This window comes from Streptomyces sp. DSM 120436 (assembly GCF_055778765.1).
On sequence record NZ_JBSKBS010000002.1, the window covers coordinates 1,911,827 to 1,930,035 of the forward strand.

An 18,209-nucleotide genomic window follows, 5' to 3' on the forward strand; every position below is an offset into this window, starting at 1 on the left:
GGGGCCGGGGGCGGCGCCGTACGGGAGGGGTGGGACTAGGGAGCCGCGGGGGGCTGGGAACCGGCGTCGGTTCCGGATGTGCCGGTGATGCCGTTGCCGGGCGTGCCGGGGATGCCGTGTCCTGATGTGCCGGCGGCGCCGTTGCCGGCCTGCCGGGCGCCGCGGTGGAAGGCGCCGAACCGTGAACCGGCGTCGCGCGCGCCGCGCCGTGCCGACCCCGTGTCGCCGGAGCGGGCGGCCGTCGACTGACGCTGTTCGCGCTCGCGTTCCGCCTCGGCCATGGTGCGGCCGGGGGCGCGGACCGGAAGGCCGTTCGGGGTGGTGCCCTCGGGCTGCCGGTGCCGTCCCTGGCCGGGGATCGAGGGCAGGTCGGGCCGCTCGGTGCGGGCGGCCGGGCGCTCGGGCCGGGGGGCTGGCTCCGGGGCGGCGGGCAGCGCGGCGGCCGCGGGGCGGGCCTCGGCAGCGTTGTCATGGCCACCGCGGGAGGTGCGGGCGGGCAGCGCGTCCACGTCATGGGAGCCGCGGGCGGGCAGCGCGGCCGGTCCGGACGCCGTCGGGGACGGGACGGGCACGCCCCGGGCCGCTCCGCCGCGGCCGGCCAGCGCCTCGCCCCGGCCGGCCGTCTCGTGCGGCGCGGGCTCGCGCTGCTGGGCGAGCAGGTTCAGCGGCAGCAGGACGACGACGCCGGTGCCGCCGCGGGAGGACGGCCGGTAGTTGACGCTGATGCCGTACTTCGCGGCGAGCCGGCCGACCACGGCGAGGCCGAGCCGGGTGCCCTGGAGCGAGGCGAGGTCGGTGACGCGGCCGGTGACGGCCTCCTCGGCGCGCCGCATCGCCGCGGCGGCCATCTTCAGGCCGCTGTCCTCGATGGTGACGACGATGCCGGCGCTGCGGTCCTCGACGTAGACGTGCACCTCGTCGATGGGCGGGGAGAAGTTCGCCGCGTTGTCCATCAGCTCGGCGAGCAGGTGCATGACGCCCTCGGCGGCGAAACCGGCGACCGCGGTACGGGTGGAGCAGTGCAGGCGCACCCGCTGGTAGGCGGCGATGCGGCCGGCGGCGCCGCGCAGGATGCTCTCCATCACGATCGGCTTGTTCCAGGCGCGGCTGGACCGGCCGCCCATGAGCAGCGCCAGCCGGTCGGTCATCAGGCCGAGCTGGGAGGTGCTGTGGTCCAGCTTCAGCAGGTCGCCGAAGACCTCCTCGCCGTGCCGTTCCTGCATCTCGCGCAGGTCGGCGAGCATCTGGACGGCCTTCGCCTGGACGCGGCTGAGCGCCTTGGCGGAGGCGGCCTGGGCGGCGGCGGCGCGCCGCTCGCTGTAAGCGAGTTCACGGATGAACGATTCCGCCGGGGCGCGCAGGGTGGGGAGCTGCGGCAGGTCGGTCTCGGCGAGCACGGTGTCGGCGGAGCGGCCCTCGCGGAGCCGGGCGACCGCGGCCGGCATCGTCTCCCGTACGAACCGGTCGTGTTCGGCCGCGGTCCGGTCGAGTTCGTCGCGGACCGCGCGGTACTCGTCCTCGAGGGTGAACACGCGCCGCACGTCCTCCTCGGCGACGGCGGCGAAGGCGTGGGTGACGCGGGAGAGCTGCGGGTCGGACGGCGAGGGCACGGCGGCCAGCACGTCGGCGGCGCTCATGCCCTCGCGCAGCCGTTCGGCCACGGCGGGCAGGGTGACTCCGGCCAGGTGGGAGATTTCCGCGGACCGCCGGGCCGCCTCGGCGCGATGGCGGCTGATCTCCGACTCCCGCTCGGCGGCGGTGGAGCGGGCCCGCTGGACGAGGCGGTGGTCGACGAGGACGGTGACGGCCACGCACGCCCATCCGGCCAGCACCACGGCCAGGGTCCACGAGGTGGCGCCGGACGGCGCCAGGGCGAGCGCCGCGCCTCCGGCGGCGGCGGTCACCACCAGCACGGCCGCCCGTGCGGCGAACGAGGTGCGCGGCGCCCCCGCCGGTGGGTGCTGGCTGGGAGAGGCAGGCACTGGCATGGAGCGGTCCCTCGGTCGGTGAGAGCAGGGGAAGGGGGCGGCCGTACGACGACGGCCGCGGGCCGGGAAAGGGATCGGCCAGGAGAAGGCGATCTTCCGACCACGTACGGCTCATGCTAATCACCCGGATGCGCGGGGACGCCCCGCTTGCTGAACAGCTCGTCAGCGAAATGAGTTCGTCGTGAACCCATCGCTCGTGCGTTCCGCTGTGGTAGCCGTGACGAGGCGGGACGAGCCGGGCCGGAGTGCGGCAACGCGCCCCCGTCAGGACCTAACGGCCCGTCACCTTTGCTTCACAGGGCGCTTTTTGGTACTCCGCTCACTCACGTGAGGCATCGTTTTTCGGCCAACTGCGCCTATGCCAGGGGCGTTTACCCCCGGGGTGCCGTGACGAGGAGGGCGTGAAGGTGAAGGACTGCCGCCGCTCGTGAAGCTTCGGTGAGGGCCGCTCGCGCCGGTTTGCGTGAGCGGGGGCGCACGGGGGGTTCTCGCGGAGGGGAACGGGGCCCTCCCGGAGGAAGAGGAGAGCGGCACCGGATCGGCCCGGGGCGCTCAGCGGCAGCCGGAGGCGACCCCTCTGCTCCTGCCGCCCGAGCGGCCCGGGAGTCCGGAACCGGACAGGCCGACGACTCCGCCTCCGGCCCCGGGCCCGGTCACGCCCGGTGAGCCGTGTGCCGCCCCGCGTCCACTGCCGCGTACAGGTCGCGCCACGCGGCCGCCAGCCCTTCGACGCTCTCGGCCTCCAGCTTCCTGGCGACCTCTTCGCCGTCGATGCCGAGGCCCTCCAGTCGTCTCCAGACCTCGAGAGCCGCACCGTGACGACCCATCAACGTGTCGCCGCACAGGTCGAGCCGTCGGGCGGCCGCCTCCAGGGTGGGCAGGGTCATCAAGGTGATCGTGCCCCAGGTGACGAGCTGCTCGACGTAGCGGGTGAGAGACGACGAGGGCTCGGTCACGGCCGTGGCCGTCCACATCAGCCGTTGCGGATGGCCTCCCGCGGCGGCCAGGGCCCGCCAGTCGGCGCCGCCGAACCAATCGTCGTACATCCGGTAGAAGTGGCGGGCCCGCGCCACAGCGGCTTCGCCGCGCAGCGCCAGGGCGTCGGGGGTGCCCAGGTCCTCCAGCCGCGCGTCCACCTCGGCGTCCAGCAGGCCCACGGGCAGTGAGACGACCGAGACCAGCGCCGAGAGCCGCCGGCCGTCGGCCAGCGCGCGCTGGAGGCCCTCCACGTAGGCCTCGAGGGCCTCGCGATAGCGCGAGGCCGAGAAGACCGCGGTGACATGGACGGGGAAGCCCGCACCGACGCACTCCCTGATCGCGGCGATCCCCTCCGTGGTGGCCGGCAGCTTGACCATCGCGTTGGGCCGGTTCACCGCGCGCAGCGCCTGCTCCGCCTCCGCCACGGCCGACTCGACGTCGTGGGCGAGGCGCGGGTCCAGGTCCATCGACACCAGGCCGTCCAGGCCGCGTGTGGCCTGGTACACCGGCCGGAGTTCGTCACAGGCCCAGCGGACGTCGTACGCCGCCACCGCACGTACCGCGTCGGCGGCGCAGATGTCGTCGGAGGCCAGGCCCGCGAGTTGTTCGCGGTAGGCGTCGTCGCTCTCGACCGCCGCCGCCAGCGCGGCCGGGTCGGACGTGGCGCCCCGGACGCCGGTGCGCGCGATGAGCCGGGTCAGGCATCCGGAGGCGAGGTGGCCGCGGGTGAGTCCGTCCAGCCAGGGCGAGACGCCCTCCGCGACCAGCTCGTCCAGCTCCAGCACGCCCGGTTGCCTCAGCCGGTCCGACATGGCGGATCGTCACTCCTTGCTAGTCCATGGCGAGTTCAAGCGTCACCGTCAGGTTATTCGCATGCACCCGCGATGAACTACGGGTGTCATGCCACATTGGCGCAAAGTGGTTCCGACATCGACTTGATGAAGTAGCGGCTATTTGACGAAGTCCGTCGATCGTCATTGGGCCTGCCTTCGCTTTCGATACAGGATCGGGGCGAACAGCCGGCCCGAGGTCCGGCACGGCCACTCCGTCTGCCGAGGAGCACCGCATGCACGACCCACATCGCCGTCCTCGACGGCCCTGCACGGGTCTTGTCCGCACTCCGGACGCCTACCGGCGCCGGGGGGCTCGCCACCTGGGCGAACGGCCTGTTCTCTTCGGCCGCGCCCCGTCGTGGCTCCCCCGGGGGCGACGCTCGAACGGCCCTTCGGATCCGGGCCGGGCCGCGCGCGGCCCCCTGGCGGCCGTTCCGGTTTCCCGGCCCGGAACCGGAACCGGGTGAAGCGGAAAGCATCACCTCCGGGCCGGTAACGCATTTGCGGGGCAGCGCCCATTGCGTGCTCCGGCGTCCGGGTCCGCCGCAAAGCGAGCAATTCCCAGCCGCGGCGTTCCCGCCACCTATCGCATGAGCGGAGCTATCACCAGAGCTATTCCGCGTGCCGAACAAAGCGGCGGTCGTCGCGCCTCCGACGCGCGGACGGGCACACCCGCACGGCCCGCGGCGGCGCCGCTCGTGCGGCTTGTCCGATGACCGGCGGCCCCGGCACACCCCGGTGCGCCCGGCCCCGCCGGCCCACGTCCGAGACCCGCACGGCCGCGCGTCACGGGGTTCTCCCCGCCCCGGCGATGGCGCGCCGCAGTCACGCCCTTCGCCAAAGGAGACACCAGTGGACGACGCTCTGCTCGACATCAAGGACAAACCCGCCAGGCAGCAGCCCGAGTGGGGTGATGCGGCGCGGGTGCGGCAGGTCACGGACACCCTGGCCCACCGACCCGCCCTCGTCGACGCGGCGGACGTCGACACGCTGCGTTCGCTGCTGGCCCGGGTCGCCTCGGGCGAGGCCCTGGTCATCCAGTCCGGCGACTGCGCCGAGGACCCCGCCGAGTGCACGCCCGGCTATGTCGCCCGGAAGACCGCGGTGCTGGACCTGCTGGCCGGCGCGCTGAAGATGATCACGCACAAGCCGGTGATCCGTGTGGGCCGGATCGCGGGCCAGTTCGGCAAGCCCCGCTCCAGCCCGACCGAACTGGTCGGCGGCAGGGAACTGCCGTCCTACCGGGGCCACATGGTCAACGGCCCGGAGCCCGACCCGGAGAGCCGGCGCCCGGAGCCCGGCCGCATGCTGGACTGCTACCAGGCGGCCCGCGAGATCATGACCCATCTCGGCTGGCAGGACGCCGGACCGCGGCACGCCGTCGAGCCGCCGGTGTGGACCAGCCACGAGGCACTGATCCTGGACTACGAACTCCCCATGGTCCGCCGGGACGACCGGGGCCGGCTCGTCCTCACCTCCACGCACTGGCCCTGGATCGGCGAGCGCACCCGTCAGCTCGACGGCGCGCACGTCGCCCTGCTGTCCCGGGTCGCCAACCCGGTCGCCTGCAAGATCGGGCCCAAGGTGACGGCCGACGAGCTCCTCGGGCTGTGCGAACGGCTCGACCCCGACCGGGAGAAGGGCCGCCTGACCCTCATCGCCCGGATGGGAGCGTCCACGGTCGGCGACCGGCTGCCGGGGCTCGTCGCCGCGGTCCGCGAGGCCGGGCACCCGGTGATCTGGCTGACCGACGCCATGCACGGCAACACCGTCGCCCTGCCGAGCGGCCTCAAGACCCGCTACCTGGAGACGATCGAGCGGGAGATCCAGGAGTTCCAGGAGGCCGTCCGCTCCGAGGGCGGCATCATCGGCGGGCTGCACCTGGAGACCACGCCGGACGACGTCACCGAGTGCGTCCCCAACGACTCCTGCGTCGAGCACGTCGCGGACAAGTACACGTCCTACTGCGACCCGCGCCTCAACCCGGGCCAGGCCGTCGCCGTGACCTCGGCCTGGCTCGGCTGACAGCTCCGTCACCCACCCCGACCGGCACGGGGCACGGCCGCCGGGCAGACACGCAGATGAGGAGGTCCTGACAATGGACGGAAAGGTCGCACTCGTCACCGGGGCGGCGGGCGGCATCGGCGAGGCGGTGGCCCGCGCCCTCGGCGAACGCGGCGCGGTGGTGGGAGCCGTGGACCGCGACGCCGACCGGCTGCGGCAGGTGGTGGACAAGCTGCGCGCGGACGGCCTGGAGGCGCAGGCCCTGCCCGCCGACGTCACCAGCGCCGCCGACGTCGACGCCGTGGTCCGCGTGGCCGAGGAGCGCCTCGGCCCGCTGGAGTACCTGGTCAACGGGGCCGGCGTGCTGCGCCTGGGCACCGTGCGCACCCTCACCGACGAGGACTGGACGACGACGTTCGCCGTCAACGCCACCGGCGTCTTCCTGATGTCGCGGGCCGTCGTCAACCGCATGCTGCCGCGCCGGCGGGGCGCGATCGTCACCGTGGCGTCCAACGCCGCCGCCACCCCGCGGGTGCAGATGGCCGCCTACGCCGCGTCCAAGGCGGCGGCGACCATGTTCACCAAGAGCCTGGGCCTGGAGGTCGCCCGGGACGGCATCCGCTGCAACGTGGTGGCGCCGGGCTCCACCAGCACCCCGATGCTCACCTCCATGTGGCACGACGAGTCCGGCCCGGAGCACACGATCGAGGGGCAGCTGGACGCGTTCCGGGTCGGCATCCCGCTGGGCAAGGTGGCCCGCCCCTCGGACGTCGCCGACGCCGTCGTCTTCCTGCTGTCCGACGAGGCCTCCCACATCACCCTGCACGAACTCACCGTCGACGGCGGCGCCGCGCTCGGCGCCTGAGCACCGACCCCCACCGACCTGAGGCGACCAGGAGAGCAACCCATGGCAGGCATACCCGAGATCACCCCCTACCCGATGCCGACGGCCGGCGACGTACCCGGCAACGTGGCTCAGTGGTCCGTCGACCCGGACCGCGCCGTCCTGCTGGTGCACGACATGCAGCGCTATTTCCTGCGGCCCCTGCCCGACGGCCTGCGGGAGGAACTCGTGGGCAACGCCCGGCAGGTGCGCGAGCACTGCGCCGGGCTCGGCGTGCCGGTGGCGTACACGGCGCAGCCCGGCGGCATGACCGACGAACAGCGGGGCCTGCTGAAGGACTTCTGGGGCCCGGGCATGCGCACCGCCCCCGCCGACCGGCAGGTCGTCGACGAACTGGCCCCGGCCCCCGGCGACTGGCAGCTCACCAAGTGGCGTTACAGCGCCTTCTTCCGCTCCGACCTGCTGCAGCGGATGCGCGCCGCCGGCCGGGACCAACTGGTGCTGTGCGGCGTGTACGCCCACGTCGGCGTGCTGATGACCGCCGTCGAGGCGTTCACCCACGACATCCAGCCGTTCCTGGTGGCCGACGCCGTGGCCGACTTCTCCGAGTACCACCACCGGCTGGCCCTGGAGTACGCGGCGCAGCGCTGCGCCGTCGTCGTCACCACCAAGGAGGTCCTGGCATGACCGGCACCGCGAGCGGCGACCTGCTCGGCCGGATCCTGGGCGACCGGCCACCGGCCGCGTACGCCCTGCTGCACCGCCCCGAGACGACGGGGCCGGGCGTGCTGGACGTCGTCGTCGGCGAGACGACCGAGCCGCGCACCCTCGCCGACCTTCCCCTGCCCGACGCCTCGGAGACATCCGGCGGTCCCCGCCACGAGGTCCTGGCCCTCGTGCCCTACCGGCAGATCGCCGAGCGCGGATTCGACTGCCCCGACGACGGCACGCCGCTGCTGGCCATGACCGTCACCGGTCAGGCCACCGTGCCCGTCACCGAGGTGCTGACCCGGATCCCCGACCTGCCCGTGGCGCTGTCCGGCGGCCGCTTCGACGTCCCGGACGAGGAGTACGCCGACACCGTCCGCCGGGTCGTCAAGGACGAGATCGGCACCGGGGAGGGCGCCAACTTCGTCATCAAGCGCACCTACACCGCCGACATCACCGGCTACACCCCGCGGCACGCCTTGGCAGTCTTCCGGCGCCTGCTGCAACGCGAGAGCGGCGCCTACTGGACGTTCCTGGTGCACACCGGCTCGCGCACGCTCGTCGGCGCCACCCCCGAGCGGCACATCAGCCTGCGCGAGGGCCTTGCGGTGATGAACCCGATCAGCGGCACCTACCGCTACCCGGCCACGGGCCCGGCGCTGCCGGAGGTGCTCGACTTCCTCGCCGACCGCAAGGAGGCCGACGAGCTGTACATGGTCGTGGACGAGGAACTGAAGATGATGGCCCGGATCTGCGAGGAGGGCGGCCGGGTGGTCGGGCCGTACCTCAAGGAGATGGCCCGCCTCGCCCACACCGAGTACTTCATCGAGGGGCACAGCACGCACGACCCGCGCGACATCCTGCGCGAGACGCTCTTCGCCCCGACCGTCACCGGCAGCCCGCTGGAGAACGCCTGCCGGGTCATCAACCGGTACGAACCCGAGGGGCGCGGCTACTACAGCGGTGTCGTCGCGCTGATCGGCCGTGACGAGCACGGCGGGCGGGCCCTGGACTCCTCCATCCTGATCCGTACCGCCGACATCGACGCCACCGGCCGGCTGCGGATCGGCGTCGGCGCCACGCTCGTACGGCACTCCGACCCGGAGAGCGAGGTCGCCGAGACCGCGGCGAAGGCGGCGGGTCTGCTCGCGGCCGTCGAGAGCCACGGGCCGACCCGCTTCGCGGACCATCCGCGGGTCCGGTCGGCGCTGGAGCAGCGCAACGCCACCCTCGCCGGCTTCTGGCTGGCCGGTCACGGCTCCGGGGCACGGCCCGGTCCGGAGCTGAGCGGACGCCGCGTGCTGGTCGTGGACGCCGAGGACACGTTCACGTCCATGCTCGACCACCAACTGCGCTCCCTGGGGCTGCGGGTGACGGTCCGCCGCTTCGACGAGCCCTACTCCACGGACGGCTACGACCTCGTGGTGATGGGGCCCGGACCGGGCGATCCGCGTGACGTCGAGCACCCGAAGATCGCGCACCTGCGTGCCACGGTGCGCACCCTGCTCGACGAGCGGCGCCCGTTCCTCGCCGTCTGCCTCAGCCACCAGACGCTGTGCACGCTGCTCGGTTTCCCGCTGGTGCGCCGGGCGGTGCCCAACCAGGGCGTGCAGCGGGAGATCGACCTGTTCGGGGCCCGGGAACGGGTCGGGTTCTACAACACGTTCGCCGCCCGCGCCGAGGAGGACAAGGCCGAGTGCGAGGGGGTGGGCGTGGTGGAGGTCAGCCGCGACCCCGACACCGGTGAGGTGCACGCGCTGCGCGGCCCGCACTTCGCGTCGATGCAGTTCCACGCCGAGTCGGTGCTCACCCAGGACGGCGTGCGCATCGTCGGCGGCCTCCTCGAGGAGGTTCTCCTCCACGCGACGGGAAAGGAGCGCGGCACCGTTGAGCAGGTTGCGCTGGCTGACCGCGGGTGAGTCCCACGGTCCCGCACTCGTGGCGACGCTGGAGGGTCTTCCCGCCGGCGTGCCGGTCACCACGGACATGGTGGCGGACCACCTGGCGAGGCGGCGGCTGGGCTACGGTCGTGGTGCCCGGATGAAGTTCGAGCGGGACGAGGTCACCTTCCTCGGCGGTGTCCGGCACGGGCTGACCCTGGGCTCCCCGGTCGCGGTCATGGTGGGCAACACCGAGTGGCCCAAGTGGGAGCAGGTCATGGCGGCCGACCCGGTCGACCCGGAGGTGCTGGCGGGTCTGGCCCGCAACGCCCCGCTGACCCGCCCGCGTCCCGGTCACGCCGATCTGGCCGGCATGCAGAAGTACGGTTTCGACGAGGCCCGGCCGGTGCTGGAGCGCGCCTCCGCCCGGGAGACCGCCGCCCGCGTGGCGCTGGGCGCGGTGGCCCGGTCGTACCTGAAGGAGACGGCCGGCGTGGAGATCGTCTCCCATGTGGTCGAACTGTGTTCCGTCAAGGCGCCGCAGGGCGTGTACCCCACGCCGGCGGATGTGGAGCGGCTGGACGCCGACCCGCTGCGCTGTCTGGACGCGGACGCGTCGAAGGCGATGGTCGCCGAGGTCGATCAGGCGCACAAGGACGGTGACACCCTCGGGGGTGTGGTGGAGGTCCTCGCCCACGGGGTGCCGGTCGGTCTCGGTTCGCACGTGCACTGGGACCGCAGGCTCGATGCGCGGCTGGCCGGTGCGCTGATGGGCATCCAGGCCATCAAGGGCGTCGAGATCGGCGACGGCTTCGAGCTGGCCCGGGTGCCCGGCTCCGAGGCGCACGACGAGATCGTGAACACGCCCGAGGGGGTCCGGCGGGTCTCCGGCCGCTCCGGTGGCACCGAGGGTGGTCTGTCCACCGGTGAACTGCTGCGGGTGCGTGCGGCGATGAAGCCGATCGCCACCGTGCCGCGTGCTCTGGGGACGGTGGACGTGACCACCGGTGAGGCCGCGCGGGCCCACCACCAGCGTTCCGACGTCTCCGCCGTGCCGGCCGCCGGGATCGTGGCCGAGGCGATGGTCGCGCTGGTGCTGGCGGACGCGGTGGCGGAGAAGTTCGGCGGTGACAGCGTTGCCGAGACCCGTCGCAACGTCACCTCGTACCTCGAGAACCTGGCGATCCGGTGAGTCCGCGACTCGTTCTGACCGGCCCGATGGGCGTGGGCAAGTCCACCGTGGGCCGGCTGCTGGCCGAGCGGCTCGGCGTCGGCCACCGGGACACCGACGACGACATCGTCGCCGGGCAGGGCCGCACCATCGCCGACATCTTCGCCGACGACGGCGAGCCCGCGCCGGGCGGCGGGACGGTCCTCGATCCGCGGACCCGGGCGCCGCTGTCCGGACTGCCGGTGGTCTTCCTCGACGCCGACACCGACACCGGCGAGGCGGCGAGGCGGCGAGGCGGTGCGGCGGATCGGCCGGGACCCCGGCCGGCCGCCGCCGGCGGGTGATCCGCACCGGCGGTGGCGTGCGCCGGCCGCGGCACGCCGTCCGCTCTGCACGGAGGCCGCCCGGGCGGTCGTCGGCACCGGCGGGCGCACCCCGGAGGGGGTCGTGGAAGCCGTGCCGGCCCCGCGAGAGGTGAAGGCCTGAAACCCTTGTACGAGAGCTCCCCGCCTTCCGGGCGGGGAGCTCTCGTACGGTGGCACGCCCGTCACCACCGGGCGGCGAGGAAGCCGTGCAGCAGCCGTTCCTCCTCCGCGGTGAGCGGCAGCCCGAACACGGTGCGCACGACGTCCACGGTCTCGTGCGGGCGCAGGAGGCGCAGGCGCTGCTCGCCGCTGCGGTACTCGGTCATGAACTCGTTGTTCTTGAGCCGGTACCGTTCCTCGTCGTGGGCCCTCTGCACCACGAGCTGCCCGACGAAGGGCGAGCCGGGGCGGGTGGAGCTGACGTAGTGGGCGGCCTGGAGGTCGACGGCGTACTGGGGTTCGATGCGGAAGGCGTAGACGTCGAACCAGCCTTCGGGCCGCCGGTACTGCAGGAGCCAGTGGCCGTCCTCGGTCGTCAGCCGCCACGACCAGCCGTCGACGGTGCTCTCCTCTTCGGGTCGCAGGGCGATGGGTTCGATGAGCGCGGCGTAGCCGTAGCCGGGGTCGGCCAGCCACACGGTGTCTTCCGCCCGCACCAGCAGGGCCGTGTGGGAGCGGAACCGGCGCTTGTCACTGCCCTCGCGGATGCGGACCAGGAGCCGTGTGACGGGGAAGCCGAAGCAGTCCAGCGCGGCGGCGAACAGCAGGTTCGTCTCGTAGCAGTATCCTCCGCGGCCCGCCTGGACGATCTTGCGCTGGACGGCGTCGATGTCGAGGGAGACCGTGCGCCCCAGGACGATGTCGATGTTCTCGAAGCAGACGGAGTCCCGATGGGCTCGGTGCAGGGCGCGGAGCGCCGCGAGGGAGGTCTCGTGCGGCCCCCGGTAGCCGATGCGGGCGAGATAGGCGTCGAGGTCGAGCTGTTTGCTGCCCCACTCCGGGGAGTCGTCGACCACGAGGGGCAGGCCTGAAGTGTCCATGAGCGTCCTTCCGCCGGTGCGAGAGGTGGGTCGGATCGCACGGCGTGCGGCGCGCGGCCCGTCCGGGTGCCGTGCGCCGCACGCCGCGCCGGTGGAAGTGTCACCACTCCACGCGGACGTCGTACTCCTTCACCCACGCGTCGAACTCGACCAGGCGCTCCATCACGGCCCGCATGCCCCACAGGCCGCCGAGACCGGCGTAGGACTCGACGGGCTCGTCCAGGAGCTTGCGGATGCCCTCGGCCGGCACGAGGTCGAGCACGGGGGAACCGTCCAGCAGGGCCTCGACCTTGGCGCGCAGGGCCCGCACGTACTCCACGTCCTGGGTGGACGGGTAGGGGCTCTTCTTGCGCTCCAGCACCGACTCGGGCAGGACGTGGCCCGCCGCGGCGCGCAGCAGGCTCTTCTCGCGGCCGTCGAAGGTCTTCATGGCCCACGGCACGTTGAAGACGTACTCCACCAGCCGGTGGTCCGTGAACGGCACCCGCACCTCCAGGCTCGCGGCCATGCTGATGCGGTCCTTGCGGTCCAGCAGGAAGTTCTCCCAGCGGCTGATGTTGAGGTACGACAGCTCCCGCATCCGCGCCTCGTCGGCGGACTCGCCCTCCAGGCGCGGCACTTCGGCGAGCGCCTCGGCGTACCGCTTGGCGACGTACTCGTCGAGGCCGAGCCGGTCCCAGAGGCCGATCTCCTTCATGGTGTCCAGACCGCCGAGCCGGCGCCAGGCGTCGTACCAGGGGAAGGTGTCGCCCTCCACGGCCTCCTTGTCGAAGAACCAGTTGTAGCCGCCGAAGAGCTCGTCCGCGGTCTCGCCGGACAGGGCGACGGTCACCTGCTCTTTGAGGGCCTTGCACAAGTGGTAGAGGGAGTGCTCCATGTCGCCGGTGGAGATGGGCAGGTCCTGGGCGCGCAGCACCCGCATGCGCACGTCCTCGTCGAGGACGTGGTGGTTCTCCAGCTCGACGATGACGTGCTCGGCGCCGGAGCGGCGGGCGACGTCGACGGCGTACGGCGTGTCGGGGTCCCTCCAGATGCCGTTGCCGCGGAAGTTCTCCTCGTTGTTCTTGAAGTCGATGGAGAAGGCCTTGATGCGCTCCTGCCTGCCCTGGTCGCGGAAGACCTTGGCGGCGAGCGCGGTGATGGCGCTGGAGTCGAGGCCGCCGGAGAGCAGGGTGCCCACCTTGACGTCCGCGACGAGCTGGCGTTCGACGATGTCCTCGAGGAGTTCGCGGACGCGGGTGACGGTGGTGTCGAGGTCGTCGGTGTGCGGACGGGCCTGAAGCTGCCAGTAGGTGCGGGTGGTGTGGCCGCCGCGGTGGAAGCGCACGACGGTGCCGGGCACCACTTCGTGCATGCCCTTGAAGACGGCGTGGCCGGGGGTGTTGATGATGGCGAAGATCTCCGCCAGGCCCTCGCGGTCGACGACCGCCTCGGCGTCGGGGTGCGCCAGGATGGCCTTGGCCTCGGAGCCGAACAGCACGCCGTCGGGCGTCGGGTAGTAGAAGAGGGGCTTGACGCCCATGCGGTCACGGACGAGGAGGAGTTCCTCGGTGCGCGGGTCCCACAGGGCGAGGGCGTACATGCCGTTGAGGCGTTCGGCGAAGTGCTCGCCCCACTCCAGGTATGCGTGCAGGACGACCTCCGTGTCACTGGAGGTGCGGAAGGCGTGGCCGAGGCCGACGAGTTCCTCCTTCAGCTCGCGGTAGTTGTACACCTCGCCGGTGTAGACGAGGACGGGGAGGCCGTCGTCCTCACCGGTGACGTGCATGGGCTGGCGGCCGCCCTCCAGGTCGATGATGGAGAGCCGGCGATGCCCGAGGACGGCGTGCGGTGAGATCCACACGCCGCGGTCGTCGGGGCCCCGGCACGCCAGCGTCTCCGTCATGGCCGAGGCCGTTCCGCCGTGTACCGACAGATCGTGGTCGTAGGCGACCCAGCCTGCGAGTCCGCACATCGAAGTCCCAGTCCTTTCGTTCCTGTGGTGGTGTGGGGCGGGGGGATGGAGTGGTGCTCAGGGCCGCGGCACCCAGCCGGCGCGGTCCCAGTACGTCAGGTGGGGCTGGGCCGACACCGTGCCGACCCGCGCCACCCGCTCGCCGCCGAGGACCATCACGGTGGGCCGGTCCGGGCTGAACACCGGCCAGTCGGGCGCGTGTTCGCTGCTCGGTGCCCCGCCGCGGGCGAAGGCCGCCACCAGGTCGATCAGCGTGTCCGAGATCCGCCGCTCCAGTGGTCCGTCCCCGAAGGCGGGTGCGTTGGCCGGCAGCGCGAACGTGCCGAAGAGGAACTTCGCGACGGCCTCGTGCGGGGTGGTGCCGGCGTACGGCGGCCTGAGCGGGTGGGAGAACTCCATCAGGTACTGCGGCGAGGCGGCGGGGTCGCGTTCGCGGGCGTGCCGTTCGGCCAGCCGCACGATCTGGTAGCGGAACAGCCCGTCGCCCCACACCTGTGTCCACACCGACACCGGGTCCCGGGGCAGGCCCTCCGCCTCGGACGCCCGCCGGTAGTGGGCGACGCAGTCGTCCACCTGCTCGTCGGTGACCTTGGCGGCACCCTTTTCGAGGACCTCGCGGACGGCGGCGCGCAGTCCGGTGTCGTCGGCCGGGTGCGGGCCGGGACAGGGGTATCCGGGTCCGGTGGTGAAGAAGGAGCCCTCGGTACGGCAGTAGACGGGCATCATCGGGATGCGCGGGGTGGGCAGGGCGTGGTCGTAGCCGCGCATCCACCGCCCGTCGACGATCGGCCCGCGGTACTCGCGTGCGCCCTGCACGAACCGCTCGGTGGGGCTGCCCCCGTACACCTCGTCGAAGGCGTCCCGCAGTTCGGCGGCCGGTACGGCGCGCAGACCCGGCACGGTGGTGCCGAAGCGGCGCGCCAGGTGCCGGTGGACCCTGCGGGCCTCCCCGGGCGTGGTGGAACTGGCCGGTTCCCACACGTGCTTGACGCTGATCGGGATGATCCTCTTGATGATGCCCCGCAGCTCGGGCAGCAGAGCGAGCTGCCAGGTGCTGGAGCCGCCCGCCGAGGTGCCGGAGACGGTGATGTTGTCCGGGTCGCCGCCGAACGCGGCGGCGTTGTCGCGGACCCAGCGCACCAGCGCGGCCTGGTCCTGCAGGCCCCAGTTCGCGCAGGATCCCGTACGCGGGTCGGTGAGGTCCTCGTGCAGGCCCCAGCCGAACACGCCGAGGCGGTAGTTGAAGTTGACGACGACCATGCGGCCGTGGACGGCGGTGCGGGCGCCGTCGTAGTCGGGCTCGCTGCCCGCGCCGAGCATCCAGCCGCCGCCGTGGATGTAGACGAGGACCGGCAGACGGCCCGCCACGTCCGGGGTCCACACGTTGGCGTAGAGGCTGTCCTCGCTGCTGTCGGGCAGGTAGTCGCCCTGCAGGGAGGGGGCCGCGAAGGCGGTGGCGTCCCGCACGCCCCGCCACGGCTCGGGCGGCCGGGGCGAGGAGAACCGCAGCGGGCCCACCGGCGGGGCCGCGTAGGGCACGCCCCGGAAGACGGTCAGTCCGTCGGCCCGCTCTCCGGCCACTCGTCCCGTCGTCGTCCGGACGACCACTGTGCGACTGGGCATCTGGTGAACCTCATTTCCCGCCTCGGCGTCGTCAGGGGCGGCGCGGCGCGCACCACGGGGCCACAGTGATCGTCGCTCCGGTGCCGGGCCGGCCGCCAACCGCCGGTCACTACTCCGTCAAGTCAGGCCGCGTCCGCCGCACGGTGCGGGGGCGGCGGGCCGCCGGGGCCCGGCGCGGACAGCAACCGGTCGGGCGGGGCGGTCAGTTCACGGCCGGTCAGGGCGCGCAGGGTGCGATAGGCGCCGGTGTCACCGGCGAGCACACCGCCGCGCAGGACCCGCCCCTCGGGGTCGAGGACGAGCTTGGCGTAGGTGCCGGCCGTGTCGTCGCGCAGGACGTACTCCACGGCGCCCTCGGTCTCGGCGTGGGCGTCGCCGAAGCTGGCCACGTCGACGCCGAGGAGTTTGAGCTTGGCGGCCGTGTCGGGGTCGGCGAAGGGCGTCGTGGGGCGGCCGAGCAGCCGGTCGGCGACGAGTTCGGCCATCCGGTAGCCGGGGGCGACCAGCCCGTAGGTGCGGCCCCGGACGGCCGCGCACTCGCCGACGGCCCAGATGTGCGGGTCCTCGGTGCGGCACAGGTCGTCGACGAGGAAGCCGCCGCGTCCGCCCGTGGCGAGGCCGGCGGGCCCGGCCAGTTCGTCGCGGGGGCGCACGCCCGCGGAGAACACCACCAGCCGGGCGTCGAGCGCGGTGCCGTCGGTGAGGGTGACCCCGCCGACCCGGCCGTCGGCGGCCGGGCGGATCTCGCGGACGGCGGTGCCGCAGTGCACCCGCAGTCCGAGACCGGTGACGAGCCGGGCGAGCACGTGTGCTCCCCCGTCGTCGAGCTGCACCGGCATCAGGCGCGGCGCGAGTTCCACGACGTGGGGGCGGACGCCGAGCAGCCGCAGCGCGTTGGCGGCCTCCAGGCCGAGCAGGCCCCCGCCGACCACGACACCGGGGAGGCCCTCGCGTGCCGTGTCGCGGAGGGCGTCGAGGTCGTCGAAGGTGCGGTAGACGAAGCAGCCGGGCAGGTCGCGCCCCGGGACGGGCGGCACGAAGGGCCGGGACCCGGTGGCCAGTACGAGGGCGTCGTAGCGTCTGACGGCGCCGTCGGCGGTGGTGACCGTGCGGGCCCGCCGGTCGATGCCGGTCACCGGGGCGGCCGTGTGCAGCTCCACCAGGGGGTCGGTGAGGAAGGCGCGGTCCGCGAGGGTGAGGTCGGCGGCGCTCCTGCCCTCCAGGTAGGACGACAGGGCGACCCGGTTGTAGGCGGGGCGGGGCTCCTCGGCCAGGACGACGGCACGCCAGGCGCCGTGCCGGTCGTGGGCCCTCAGGTGCTCGACGAGGCGGTGGCCGGTCATGCCGTGTCCGACGACCACCAGGGTGCGCGGGGCGCGGGTCATGGGTTGCTGTTCCCTCCGGTCGCCGGCGCTGCGGTCGACGGTGTTCCGGCCCCTCCCGCCCCTCCGGTCGCCGACGCGAGGACCATGCGCACGTCGTCCGCGCAGCCGCCGCAGCCGGTGGTGGCACGGGTGGCGGCGGCGATCCCCGTCAGGTCGCGGGCACCGGCGCGCCAGGCGCGCAGCAGGTCGGCCTTGGTGACGTGGTTGCAGTGGCAGAGCACCGCCGCGTCCGGCAGTTCGACGCGGGCGGGGTGCGCGCCGGCCGCGGTGCCCAGCAGGAGAGCGAACCGGTCGGACGGCACCGGCAGTTCGCGCGCGTACAACTGGGCGAGCGCGGCGGTGGCGCGCGGCAGGCCGATGAGGACCGCGCCCGCGACGCGGTCCCCGTCGAGGGCGAGCGCGGCGTGGCGGCCCCGGGCCGGGTCGGACAGCGTGATGTGCCGGGTGGCGCCCGGCGGGTCGGGCGGGCCGAGGCAGGCCAGGTCGAGGCCGGGCGCCCTCAGCCGCAGCACGGGCCGGCCGGCGCGGTGGTGCGTGTCGTGGCCGGCGAGGATCCGGGCGAGGCTCTCCGCCTGTTCCCAGGCGGTGCCGACGAGTCCGGACACCTCGCCGCCGAACTCGGCGCAGTCGCCCAGGGCGTGGACGCGCGGATCGGTGGTGCGCAGGTGCCGGTCGACGACGATGCCCGTGCGGACGGCCAGTCCGGCGCGCCGGGCGAGCGCGGTCTCGGGTTCGGCTCCGGTGCACAGCGCGAGCACGTCGGCCCGCAGGACCTCGCCGTCGTCGAGGACCAGCTTGCCGGGCCGGTACTCCACGGCGACGCGCCCCGTGCGCAGGCGGGCGCCGGCGGAGCGCAGCCGGTTCGCGAGCAGGGCGCCGGCCGTGTCGTCGAGCCGGTCGTGCAGGGGGTGCGGCCCGGGGTGCACGAGGGTGACGTCGCGGCCGGCGCGCAGCAGCGCGAGGGTGGTCTCGGTGCCGAGCACGCCGCCGCCGAGCACCACCACGGGCCCGTCCGCGAGCTGTTCGGCGTCGTCGGCGGTGCGCAGGGTGGTGGCGCCCTCGGTGAGCCGGCCGTCCGCGGTGAGTACGCCGGGCAGCCGCGGGATCCTCGGCCGGGCGCCGGTGGCGAGCACCAGCCGGTCGTAGCGGAGGCTCTCGCCGGTGTCGGTGCGCACCAGGCGGCGGGCGCGGTCGACGGCGGTGGCGGTGACGCCGGGCCTGACGCGCACGCCGTCGGGCGGGGCGGGCAGTTCCAGGTCCCCGGCGGCGAGGGTGCCGTCGAGGACGGAGGTGAGCAGCATCCGGTTGTAGGCCGGCCGCGGCTCCGCGCCGAGGACGGTGACCGGGCCGCGGTGTCCGTGCGCCCGCAGCCGCTCGACGAGCCGGTGCGCCGCGGGTCCGTGGCCGACGACGAGGACGTGGTGCAGGGCGGTCAT

At 73.6% G+C, this 18,209-nt stretch carries 12 protein-coding genes and 1 pseudogene; 6 read left to right on the forward strand and 7 right to left on the reverse strand.

Annotation, left to right across the window (positions count from 1 at the left end):
• Positions 1 to 35: 35 nt before the first annotated feature.
• Both ACWH4W_RS30765 and tal read right to left on the reverse strand, forming a co-directional pair.
• Positions 36 to 1,988 carry an ATP-binding protein gene (locus tag ACWH4W_RS30765; RefSeq protein WP_473079077.1) on the reverse strand — a complete coding sequence of 651 codons (1,953 nt, stop codon included), beginning with the start codon at positions 1,986 to 1,988 and terminating at the stop codon, positions 36 to 38.
• Between the two features lie 653 nt (positions 1,989 to 2,641).
• The gene (gene tal / locus ACWH4W_RS30770; RefSeq protein WP_473079078.1) at positions 2,642 to 3,778 is read right to left on the reverse strand and encodes a transaldolase; all 1,137 of its coding nucleotides are present in this window, start codon (positions 3,776 to 3,778) and stop codon (positions 2,642 to 2,644) included.
• Between the two features lie 873 nt (positions 3,779 to 4,651).
• On the opposite strand from tal, the gene ACWH4W_RS30775 reads away from it, so the two are divergent.
• The 6 genes and pseudogenes from ACWH4W_RS30775 to ACWH4W_RS30800 all read left to right on the forward strand — a co-directional run bounded on the left by ACWH4W_RS30775 (position 4,652) and on the right by ACWH4W_RS30800 (position 10,892).
• Entirely contained in the window at positions 4,652 to 5,824 is a 1,173-nt protein-coding gene (locus ACWH4W_RS30775) for a 3-deoxy-7-phosphoheptulonate synthase (RefSeq protein ID WP_473079079.1), read from the forward strand.
• A 73-nt stretch (positions 5,825 to 5,897) separates the two neighbouring features.
• Positions 5,898 to 6,668, forward strand: a complete 771-nt coding sequence (locus ACWH4W_RS30780; protein ID WP_473079080.1) for a 2,3-dihydro-2,3-dihydroxybenzoate dehydrogenase — start codon at positions 5,898 to 5,900, stop codon at positions 6,666 to 6,668.
• A gap of 42 nt (positions 6,669 to 6,710) precedes the next feature.
• Positions 6,711 to 7,334: an isochorismatase family protein gene (locus ACWH4W_RS30785; protein WP_473079081.1), complete on the forward strand. Its 624-nt coding sequence runs from the start codon at positions 6,711 to 6,713 to the stop codon at positions 7,332 to 7,334.
• On the forward strand, positions 7,331 to 9,274 hold the full coding sequence (locus ACWH4W_RS30790; RefSeq protein WP_473079082.1) for an anthranilate synthase family protein: 1,944 nt from the start codon (positions 7,331 to 7,333) through the stop codon (positions 9,272 to 9,274). Before ACWH4W_RS30785 ends, ACWH4W_RS30790 begins: the two co-directional genes overlap by 4 nt.
• Complete coding sequence (gene aroC / locus ACWH4W_RS30795; RefSeq protein ID WP_473079083.1) at positions 9,243 to 10,427, forward strand: chorismate synthase; 1,185 nt, start codon at positions 9,243 to 9,245, stop codon at positions 10,425 to 10,427. The genes ACWH4W_RS30790 and aroC overlap by 32 nt, the downstream gene beginning before the upstream one ends.
• Positions 10,424 to 10,892, forward strand: a pseudogene (locus tag ACWH4W_RS30800) (shikimate kinase). Before aroC ends, ACWH4W_RS30800 begins: the two are co-directional and overlap by 4 nt.
• A gap of 61 nt (positions 10,893 to 10,953) precedes the next feature.
• On the opposite strand, the gene ACWH4W_RS30805 reads toward ACWH4W_RS30800, so the two are convergent.
• The 5 genes from ACWH4W_RS30805 to ACWH4W_RS30825 form a co-directional block, all read right to left on the reverse strand.
• Positions 10,954 to 11,811: an arylamine N-acetyltransferase family protein gene (locus tag ACWH4W_RS30805; protein ID WP_473079084.1), complete on the reverse strand. Its 858-nt coding sequence runs from the start codon at positions 11,809 to 11,811 to the stop codon at positions 10,954 to 10,956.
• 100 nt (positions 11,812 to 11,911) lie between these two features.
• Positions 11,912 to 13,765: an asparagine synthase (glutamine-hydrolyzing) gene (gene asnB / locus ACWH4W_RS30810; protein WP_473079085.1), complete on the reverse strand. Its 1,854-nt coding sequence runs from the start codon at positions 13,763 to 13,765 to the stop codon at positions 11,912 to 11,914.
• Between the two features lie 57 nt (positions 13,766 to 13,822).
• Positions 13,823 to 15,388, reverse strand: coding sequence for a carboxylesterase/lipase family protein (locus ACWH4W_RS30815; protein ID WP_473079086.1), 1,566 nt, complete (start codon positions 15,386 to 15,388; stop codon positions 13,823 to 13,825).
• 122 nt (positions 15,389 to 15,510) lie between these two features.
• Positions 15,511 to 16,773, reverse strand: a complete 1,263-nt coding sequence (locus ACWH4W_RS30820) for an FAD-dependent oxidoreductase (protein WP_473079087.1) — start codon at positions 16,771 to 16,773, stop codon at positions 15,511 to 15,513.
• Positions 16,770 to 18,209: an FAD-dependent oxidoreductase gene (locus ACWH4W_RS30825; RefSeq protein ID WP_473079088.1), complete on the reverse strand. Its 1,440-nt coding sequence runs from the start codon at positions 18,207 to 18,209 to the stop codon at positions 16,770 to 16,772. The genes ACWH4W_RS30820 and ACWH4W_RS30825 overlap by 4 nt, the downstream gene beginning before the upstream one ends.

Excerpts from the sequence above, each read along its gene's own strand:
- ACWH4W_RS30765 (WP_473079077.1), bottom strand. The coding sequence starts at position 1,988 with ATGCCAGTGCCTGCCTCTCCCAGCCAGCACCCACCGGCGGGGGCGCCG.
- ACWH4W_RS30790 (WP_473079082.1), top strand. The coding sequence starts at position 7,331 with ATGACCGGCACCGCGAGCGGCGACCTGCTCGGCCGGATCCTGGGCGAC.
- ACWH4W_RS30815 (WP_473079086.1), bottom strand. The coding sequence starts at position 15,388 with ATGCCCAGTCGCACAGTGGTCGTCCGGACGACGACGGGACGAGTGGCC.
- asnB (WP_473079085.1), bottom strand. The coding sequence starts at position 13,765 with ATGTGCGGACTCGCAGGCTGGGTCGCCTACGACCACGATCTGTCGGTA.
- ACWH4W_RS30825 (WP_473079088.1), bottom strand. The coding sequence starts at position 18,209 with ATGACCGCCCTGCACCACGTCCTCGTCGTCGGCCACGGACCCGCGGCG.
- tal (WP_473079078.1), bottom strand. The coding sequence starts at position 3,778 with ATGTCGGACCGGCTGAGGCAACCGGGCGTGCTGGAGCTGGACGAGCTG.
- ACWH4W_RS30805 (WP_473079084.1), bottom strand. The coding sequence starts at position 11,811 with ATGGACACTTCAGGCCTGCCCCTCGTGGTCGACGACTCCCCGGAGTGG.
- ACWH4W_RS30820 (WP_473079087.1), bottom strand. The coding sequence starts at position 16,773 with ATGACCCGCGCCCCGCGCACCCTGGTGGTCGTCGGACACGGCATGACC.
- ACWH4W_RS30785 (WP_473079081.1), top strand. The coding sequence starts at position 6,711 with ATGGCAGGCATACCCGAGATCACCCCCTACCCGATGCCGACGGCCGGC.
- ACWH4W_RS30780 (WP_473079080.1), top strand. The coding sequence starts at position 5,898 with ATGGACGGAAAGGTCGCACTCGTCACCGGGGCGGCGGGCGGCATCGGC.